This window comes from uncultured Microbulbifer sp., from assembly GCF_913055755.1.
Taxonomy (GTDB): Bacteria; Pseudomonadota; Gammaproteobacteria; order Pseudomonadales; family Cellvibrionaceae; genus Microbulbifer.
Map to the genome: position 1 here is coordinate 1 of NZ_CAJXKH010000131.1, position 8026 is coordinate 8026.

An 8026-nucleotide genomic window follows, 5' to 3' on the forward strand; every position below is an offset into this window, starting at 1 on the left:
GCGAGCCGATCACGCTGCCGGCACCGGGTGACGATTCCCGCATTCTGCAGATGGAGGTGACACGCTTCGGCCAGGACGAGGCGCTGGTGATCGTGCGCGATATCACCCGGCTGCATAACCTGGAGCAGATGCGGCGCGACTTCGTCGCCAATGTGTCCCACGAGCTGCGCACGCCGCTGACGGTGATCGCCGGTTACCTGGAAACCCTGGCCGGCAGTGGCCAGGCGCCGAAGAACTGGGAGCGGCCGCTGGCGCAGATGAGCGACCAGACCACGCGCATGACCAGCCTGGTGAACGATCTGTTGCTGCTGGCACGCCTGGAGACTTCCGAGCGCGACAGCGGGCGCGACCGGGTTTCGGTGCGCGAGCTGATGGAGCGGGTGGCCGGCGAAGCGCGTTCGCTCAGTGGTGAGCGCCATGAGATCACCGTGGAGTGTGCGGAAGACTGCATCATCACCGGTGACGCCGGGGAACTGCACAGTGCTTTCGCCAATCTGGCGTTCAATGCGGTGAAGTACAGCCCGGATGGCGGGCCCATCGAGCTGCGCTGGAACCAGGACGAGCGCGGCGGCCATTTCGCGGTGAAGGACAGTGGTATCGGTATCGACCCCTTGCATATCCCGCGGCTCACCGAGCGCTTTTACCGGGTGGACGCCGGGCGCTCGCGGGAGAGCGGCGGTACCGGCCTGGGCCTGGCGATCGTCAAGCACGTGCTGCTGCGGCACAGTGCCAATATGAGCGTGACCAGTGTGCCGGGACGCGGCAGTACCTTTACCCTGAACTTCCCTCCACAGAAACTCACCACAGCCAGCTCCGCCTAGCAGTTCCCGGCAAGGGTGCTGGCTTTACGGGCGCCGGCCGGCGCCCGCTGTGATCAATCCAGCTCCTGTAACGTGCGGGCTTCGCCGCCGGCCTGGAACTGCACGCTTTCGCCGTCGGCAACCGCCGCGACACGCTTTTTCAGCTTGATGTGCACCGGCTTGCGCTGGGCATTGCGGATCAGCAGGTGCTCGTACCCCTCGTCGTCCACCGGCAGGTTGCGCTCACCGGTAAGGCCGTCGCGCAGGGCGCGCAGCTGCGGCATATCGCGATAGCGGTCCAGATCCTTGGACAGCTTGTGCTTGATGCGCTCGGACTCCTCCAGCGCCGCCGCGGTCTCGCGGTATTTGGCAAAGAAAAATACCGCCGCCACGGCGGCGAGGATGGAAATGGTGATTTCAAACCATGGGGGCATAGTGCGCTCCTCTTCACTGTTCGGCTTCGCCCGCTGGCAAAGCCCGGTTGTCGCTGTCAGCCGGCTTTGTGCCAGACCAGCAGCTGGTTGTTTGCAGGCAGGAAGTTGTTTTCCGTGCGGGTCAGACCCGCGTCGGCGGCCAGGGTGTCCAGCCATTCCAGGTCGCGAATGCCCCGCAACGGGTCCTGCTCCTTGAGCCACTCGTCGAATCCCGCGTTGCCGGGGCCGATATACTCGCCGTTTATTTTCACCGGGCCATAGACGATCAGCTGGCCAGCGGGCTGCAATACCTGTGGCAGCTTGCGGAAAAAGATCTCCACCGCCGCGGCGGGCATGATGTGCAGGGTATTGGAGGTGAACACGGTATCCACCGCGAGTTCCGGCCATTGACCGGTAACGTCCAGTTCCAGCGGTGCTGCCAGGTTGTCTGCCGGGTGGTGTGCGAGCCAGGCCCGCACCTCTTCGATATTCTGCGCGCGCTCCGAGGTCTGCCAGCTGAGGTGTGGCAGTTTCGGGGCAAAGTACACCGCGTGCTGGCCGGTACCACTGCCGACCTCCAGCACCCGGCGGCTGTGTTTCAGCAGCCGCTGCAGCTCCCGCAATATGGGCTCGCGGTTGCGCGCGGTGGAAGGGGCATCGGGTAACTTGGGTTCGGTCATGATTCCGTCGGGGTTCCTTTGAGGTCCAGTCAGTCGGTCTCAGGCGGGCTGCTCATCGCGCAGGAAAACCCAGTCGTTGCCCTTGGAGTGCTCGGCACTGTAGTAGTAGCCGGCCACATCGAATGCTTTCAGCTGCTCGGCCTGTTTGACCCGGTTGTCGATAGCCCAGCGGCTCATCATGCCGCGCGCCTTTTTGGCGAAGAAGCTGATCATCTTGTACTGGCCGTTTTTCCAGTCCTTGAAGTGCGGGGTGATGATTTCCGCCTCCAGGTTTTTCGGCTGCACCGACTTGAAGTACTCGTTGGATGCCAGGTTTACCAGCTCCTTGCTCTTGAGCGCCTGCAGCTGGTCATTCAGGGCCGCAGTGATCTTGCCATCCCAGAACTCGTACAGGTTCTTGCCACGGGCGTTGGCGAACCTGGTGCCCATTTCCAGCCGGTAGGGCTGCATCAGGTCCAGCGGGCGCAGCAGGCCATACAGTCCGGAGAGCATACGCAGGTGCTTCTGGGCAAAGGCGAAGTCGCGCTTGTGCATGGTTTCTGCCGCGAGCCCGGTGTACACATCACCCTTGAAGGCCAGTAGCGCCGGGCGGGCATTGTTGTCGGTGAACGGGCGCTTCCAGCTGTGGAAACGGTCGTAGTTAAGCACCCCGAGCTTGTCGGAGATCTTCATCAGACTGGAAATATCTTGCGGGCCCAGGGCCTTCAACTCCTTGATCAGCGCCGCGGATTCCTTGAGGAAATCCGGCTGGGTGGTTTCCAGCCGGGGAATCTCGCTCTCGTAGTCGAGGGTTTTTGCGGGGGAGATGACTATCAGCATACAGCTCACTCTAATAAATCTTGTTTTGCTTTGCAGGGCTGAAGAAAGCGTAGCGAGCGAGTGGCTGGTGGTGGCCGCCGGAGCGCAACAACCGGAGCGTACTTAAAGTACGTGAGGATTGTGACCGGGCTGGCGCACCAGCACCGCCGGACGCCGCCAGGCGCTCGCGCAGTAGTCTTATTCCGGTTTCAGGATGTCCTGCCACCAGTTGAGCGGTGTCTGCCCATCCACCGGATCGTAGACATTGCCGTAGTACCAGACGCTGTTGGCGCCGTCGCAAACGCTGTTGAGAATTTTCTCGATCTCGGCAAAGCCGCAGCTTACATGGATGCTGTACACCAGCAGGCGCGGGCTCTCCATGTCCAGCTCACCGCCGAGCTTTTCCAGCTGCGGGGTCAGCTGGTCTGACAGCTTGGTGCTGTCGCCGCGACAGAACACCCGCACCGCCAGGTTGCCGGAGCGCTTGACCAGCTCGAAGCTGGGTTTTTCCGGGTCTTCGCGGTTGACCTTGATGGTATCGCCGCTGGCAATGCCCTTGATAAACGCGGGAGAGCGCACCAGCTGTACACTGTCGTCCTCGTTTACCCGCACCTGCATGCGCTCCACCACCGGCTCGCCATCCGGATTGGTACCGGCAAACAGTTCGATAATCTGCAGTGCGGACGTCATAACCTCGCTCCCGGGGACTGTGTACAATATTGCCAACTATGACTCCGGAACCCCTGCAGGGGTTCGGGAGTCTGTATCGAACACAAGATTATACAGGGAGGGGATACATGTTTCCGCGTTCAATCTCAAATCAGCTGCTCAGCTCTGTGCTGGCAGCTTCCGTGACCGCAGCCATCGCCGGCTGCGCGGTCAACCCGGTCACCGGCAAGAAGGAGCTGTCGCTGATGTCCCAGAGCCAGGAGCTGGCCCTGGGCACAGAGCAATACCCCAAGGCGCAACAGCAGCAGGGCGGTGAATACCAGGTCGACCCGGCACTGCAAAGCTATGTGAGCGGTGTCGGCCAGAAGCTGGCGAGGGTGTCCGACCAGCCGCAGCTGCCCTACGAGTTTGTGGTGCTGAACAACTCCACTCCCAACGCCTGGGCGCTGCCCGGCGGCAAGATTGCGGTGAACCGCGGCCTGCTGGTCCTGCTGGAGGACGAGTCCGAGCTGGCGGCAGTACTGGGCCATGAAATCGTGCACGCCGCCGCGCGCCACTCCGCCGCCGCCATGTCGCAGCAGCAGATCCTTGGCGCGGGCATCGCCATTCTCGGTGCCACCACCCAGAACACCGGCTACGGCGACCTGATCTCCCTCGGCAGCCAGCTGGGCGGCTCCGCGTATATCGCCAAGTACGGTCGCGACAACGAACTGGAGTCCGACCAGTACGGCATGAAGTACATGGCCGCGGCCGGTTACGCCCCCCAGGGCGCGGTGCGCCTGCAGCAGAAATTTGTAGAACTCTCCAAGGGCAAGCAGGCGGGCGGTCTCGAGGCCCTGTTTGCCAGCCACCCGCCGTCGCAGGCGCGGGTGGATGCGAATATCGAACACGCCAGACAACTGGGCTCGGGGGTTACCAACCGCACCCAGTACCAGCGCGCCATTGCCCAGCTGAAGCGCGATGCCGATGCCTACAAGAGTTACGACGACGCGGTGGCGGCGGTAAAAGACAAGCAGTACGACCGCGCACTGTCACTCACACGCCAGGCCCAGCAACAGCAACCCAAAGAAGCGGCGTTCTACGCGCTGGAGGGGGATCTGCTGGCGCAGAAAAAGCAGTACCAGGCGGCGCTGCAATCATACGAAACCGCGGTGCAGAAAAATCCCACACTGTTTTCCAACTGGCTGATGCGCGGCATGCTGAACGCACAGCTGAAAAACTATACCGCTGCAGAACGCGACCTGAACCGTTCCACCCGCTATCTGGATACCGCCCACGCGCACTACTACCTGGGCCAGGTGTATGAAGGGCAGGGCAAAACCACGAACGCGTTGAGCCAGTACCAGATTGCGGCCAAGGCCGGCGGCGATATCGGTACCAAGGCGCAGGCTCGGGTACAGGCCCTGGGCAGCAACGGCTAACAAGAAAACTTGATGCATAAAAAAAAAGCGGGCGAAGAAATTCGCCCGCTTTTTTATTTTTAACTTTGATCGCTGAAATTACAGCTGGACGGTCACGCCCAGGCTGAATACATCCAGATCGTCAAAGTCGGCATTGGAGCCGTAGGCCACCTTGCCCGCAACATTGCGGTTGAAGAAGTGGGTGGCATTAAACTGGTAGCTTTCGTCTTCCGAATAGCCGGCACCGATGGAGGTGTCCTGGTTGAAGTAGAATTCCACCTCACCGCCCCAGAACAGATCGGAGTCGTCGCTGTCGGCGAGAGACAATTCGGCAGTCAGGTACTGACCGCCGGAAAGCGCGGTGAAATACTTGGAAGAAACGCTGCGGCGATCGAAATCGTCATCAACCTCGGCGGTAAAGCCGATGTAGTCGGTGCCGGACAGCTGGTGGTTGTACTTGCCGCGCAGGAACAGGTCGGTGTTTTCGTCTTCCAGTTTTACCGCTTCAACTTCCGCAAGGAAATTCGGGGTAAACAGGAAGCCCACACCGGCGCGGTAATCGGTTGCAAAATCGCTGTCGGCGAGCTCACCGAATACTTTCCACTGACCGGTGTAATACTCACCGCCCAGGGTCAGGAAATCTTCATCGGATCCCTCTGCGTCAACGTAGTCAAAACCACCGTAAACATTGCTTACCGGAAGGATGTAGTTGAATTCTTTGCGCGGACCGAGCGTATTCAGCGCGCCAAAATAATAGCGAGAGTTCACACTCAGAGTGTCGACGTCGACATTACCGTAATCGGCGGCAATATAGTCGGCATCGGTAAAAGAGTTGTACTGGTCTGCGGAAGCAACGGCGGAAACCAGCATCAGCGGAAGTGCTGCAAACTTGAACTTCATAGAAGTATTCCCTGTTTAAATTACATCTGTACGTAGATAAATCTGTACTTGCGTACCTATCCGTACCCTTTGATCTGCCCGGGAGCAAATTCGGCGCGGATTGTAGCAGAGGAAAAAGACGGTGCAATCGAAACTTCCAGTTGTGACTGGCGTCCCAATTGCAAAGTAAAAACCGTAGTTTCACTACAGGTTTTGCGCAGTCTGATGCTTGCAGGCTGAACTGTTCCTGAACGGGTAATTCAGGAAAAGAAATTCAAACGACGGGGAAAATTAATCGTGAATCAATCCGCATAATGAAAATAAAAAAGGCCGCAATTGCGGCCTTTTGTAAAAAATTTTCCGGTGGTTTTTGCCACCAACCGAAATGCTAGCGCAGGTTCTGCTCGTTGCCGTGACGAATATCGGCGCCTTTCACCAGGTAGACCACCTGCTCGCAGATATTCTTGGCGTGGTCGCCGATACGCTCCAGTGAGCGCAAGGTCCACAGCACATTCATCACCCGGGAAATGCTGCGCGGGTCTTCCATCATGTAGGTGATCATCTCGCGTACCGCGCTGCGGTAATCCATATCCACCTGCTCGTCTTCGGCCAGGGTTTCCATGGCCGATTTCACATCGAAGCGGGTATAGGCATCGAGGGCATCGTTAAGCATCTTGCGCACCGCGTTGGCGATATGGCGGATCTCGGTGTAACCACGCGGCGCCGTGCCCTCGTCAGTGAGCGCGATGGCCATCTTCGCCACCTTGCTGGCCTCGTCGCCGACCCGTTCCAGGTCGCGGGCGATGCGGATCACGGACATCACCATGCGCAGGTCCGACGCCGCCGGCTGGCGCTTGGCGATAATCAGCGTTGCGTGTTCGTCCAGCTCCATTTCCGCGCGGTCGATTTCCTCTTCCACGCGCAAAACTTTTTCTGCCAGTTCGCTGTCTGCGCTGGCGAGCGCATCTACCGCGTCGGCAACCTGGCGGGTGACCTTGCCGCCCATTTCCAGCATCTCGGTCTTGAGACTCTCAAGATCCTCGTTGAACTGGCGGGAGATGTGTTGATCGAAATGCATTTCCATAACTTTGTGTGGGCTCCCCCCAACCTTAGCCGAAACGGCCGGTAATGTAGGCTTCTGTGAGTTCGTGTTCCGGATTGGTGAACACGGTCTCGGTATCGTTGACTTCCACCAGCTTGCCGAGATGGAAGTAGGCGGTGCGCTGGCTCACCCGCGCCGCCTGCTGCATGGAGTGGGTAACGATGGCGATGGTGTAGTTTTCGCGCAGCTCGTCGATCAGCTCCTCGATGCGCGCGGTGGCAATCGGGTCCAGGGCCGAACAGGGCTCGTCCATCAGGATCACTTCCGGGCTGACAGCGATGGCGCGGGCAATACACAGGCGCTGCTGCTGACCACCGGAGAGGCCGGTACCCGGCTTGTCCAGGCGATCCTTCACTTCATTCCACAGGCCGGCGCGGCGCAGGCTGTTCTCGACGATTTCATCCAGTTCCGCGCGGCGGCTGGCGATGCCGTGAATCTTGGGGCCGTAGGCGACGTTGTCGTAAATCGACTTGGGGAAGGGATTCGGCTTCTGGAACACCATGCCCACACGCGCGCGCAGCGGCACCACGTCCACCTTGGGGCCGTAGATCGGCTCGTCGTCCAGGGTCAGCTCGCCCTCGACGCGACAGCCCTCGATGGTGTCGTTCATACGGTTCAGGCAACGCAGGAAGGTGGATTTACCACAGCCGGAAGGGCCGATCATCGCCACCACCTCGTTGCGGCCGATATCCAGGCTCACATTGTGAATTGCCTGGGCCTCGCCGTAGAACACGTTGACGTTGCGCATTTTCAGCTTGGCGTCGTCGCTGAACGGCTGGCCCACGGTCTTCACGATTTCCGCATTGGTCTTCACAGATTCTTGCTCCGCGGTCTCGGTTCCGGCGGCTACTGCCGGGCCCACATTCAGGGTCATGGTAGTCATGGCTAACTCTCTGTTCGCTATCTTAGCATTGCGCGGCATTTACCAGCGGCGCTCGAGTTTCTTGCGCAGCCACACTGCGCAGGTGTTCATGGTGATCAGTACGGCCAGCAGCACCATAATCGCGGCGGAGGTGCGCTCCACGAAGGCGCGCTCCGGGCTGTCCGCCCACAGGAAAATCTGTACCGGCAATACGGTGGACGGGTCGGTAACCCCGTGGGGCACGTCGACGATAAACGCCACCATACCGATCATCAGCAGCGGCGCCGTCTCACCCAGGGCCTGGGCCATACCGATAATCGCGCCGGTGAGCATGCCCGGCATCGCCAGCGGCAGCACATGGTGCAGCACCACCTGCATGCGCGAGGCGCCCATGCCCATGGCCGCCTCGCGGATCGACGGCGG

General features: G+C 60.2%; 10 protein-coding genes. 2 read left to right on the forward strand and 8 right to left on the reverse strand.

Annotation, left to right across the window (positions count from 1 at the left end; all coding sequences use genetic code 11):
- Window positions 1-821 (forward strand): phosphate regulon sensor histidine kinase PhoR (gene phoR, locus QZ511_RS15735; RefSeq protein WP_295803835.1); only part of this gene is annotated, 821 nt, incomplete at its 5' end.
- Between the two features lie 53 nt (window positions 822-874).
- On the opposite strand, the gene QZ511_RS15740 is transcribed toward phoR, so the two are convergent.
- From QZ511_RS15740 to QZ511_RS15755, 4 genes are all read right to left on the reverse strand, one after another.
- Entirely contained in the window at window positions 875-1234 is a 360-nt protein-coding gene (locus QZ511_RS15740; protein WP_295803836.1) for a hypothetical protein, read from the reverse strand.
- A 56-nt stretch (window positions 1235-1290) separates the two neighbouring features.
- Complete coding sequence (locus QZ511_RS15745) at window positions 1291-1893, reverse strand: DUF938 domain-containing protein (RefSeq protein WP_295803838.1); 603 nt, start codon at window positions 1891-1893, stop codon at window positions 1291-1293.
- 39 nt (window positions 1894-1932) lie between these two features.
- Window positions 1933-2712, reverse strand: coding sequence for a peroxide stress protein YaaA (yaaA, locus tag QZ511_RS15750; protein WP_295803840.1), 780 nt, complete (start codon window positions 2710-2712; stop codon window positions 1933-1935).
- A gap of 177 nt (window positions 2713-2889) precedes the next feature.
- Window positions 2890-3381: a DUF4265 domain-containing protein gene (locus tag QZ511_RS15755; RefSeq protein ID WP_295803843.1), complete on the reverse strand. Its 492-nt coding sequence runs from the start codon at window positions 3379-3381 to the stop codon at window positions 2890-2892.
- A 107-nt stretch (window positions 3382-3488) separates the two neighbouring features.
- On the opposite strand from QZ511_RS15755, the gene QZ511_RS15760 reads away from it, so the two are divergent.
- Entirely contained in the window at window positions 3489-4781 is a 1293-nt protein-coding gene (locus QZ511_RS15760) for a M48 family metalloprotease (protein ID WP_295803846.1), read from the forward strand.
- 78 nt (window positions 4782-4859) lie between these two features.
- Here QZ511_RS15760 and QZ511_RS15765 read toward each other — a convergent pair whose 3' ends face one another.
- The 4 genes from QZ511_RS15765 to QZ511_RS15780 all read right to left on the reverse strand — a co-directional run.
- Complete coding sequence (locus QZ511_RS15765) at window positions 4860-5660, reverse strand: putative porin (RefSeq protein ID WP_295803847.1); 801 nt, start codon at window positions 5658-5660, stop codon at window positions 4860-4862.
- A gap of 367 nt (window positions 5661-6027) precedes the next feature.
- On the reverse strand, window positions 6028-6723 hold the full coding sequence (phoU, locus tag QZ511_RS15770) for a phosphate signaling complex protein PhoU (RefSeq protein ID WP_295803849.1): 696 nt from the start codon (window positions 6721-6723) through the stop codon (window positions 6028-6030).
- Between the two features lie 25 nt (window positions 6724-6748).
- Complete coding sequence (gene pstB / locus QZ511_RS15775; protein ID WP_295803852.1) at window positions 6749-7489, reverse strand: phosphate ABC transporter ATP-binding protein PstB; 741 nt, start codon at window positions 7487-7489, stop codon at window positions 6749-6751.
- A gap of 174 nt (window positions 7490-7663) precedes the next feature.
- On the reverse strand, window positions 7664-8026 hold a 363-nt coding region (locus QZ511_RS15780; RefSeq protein ID WP_295803851.1), incomplete at its 5' end, for an ABC transporter permease subunit.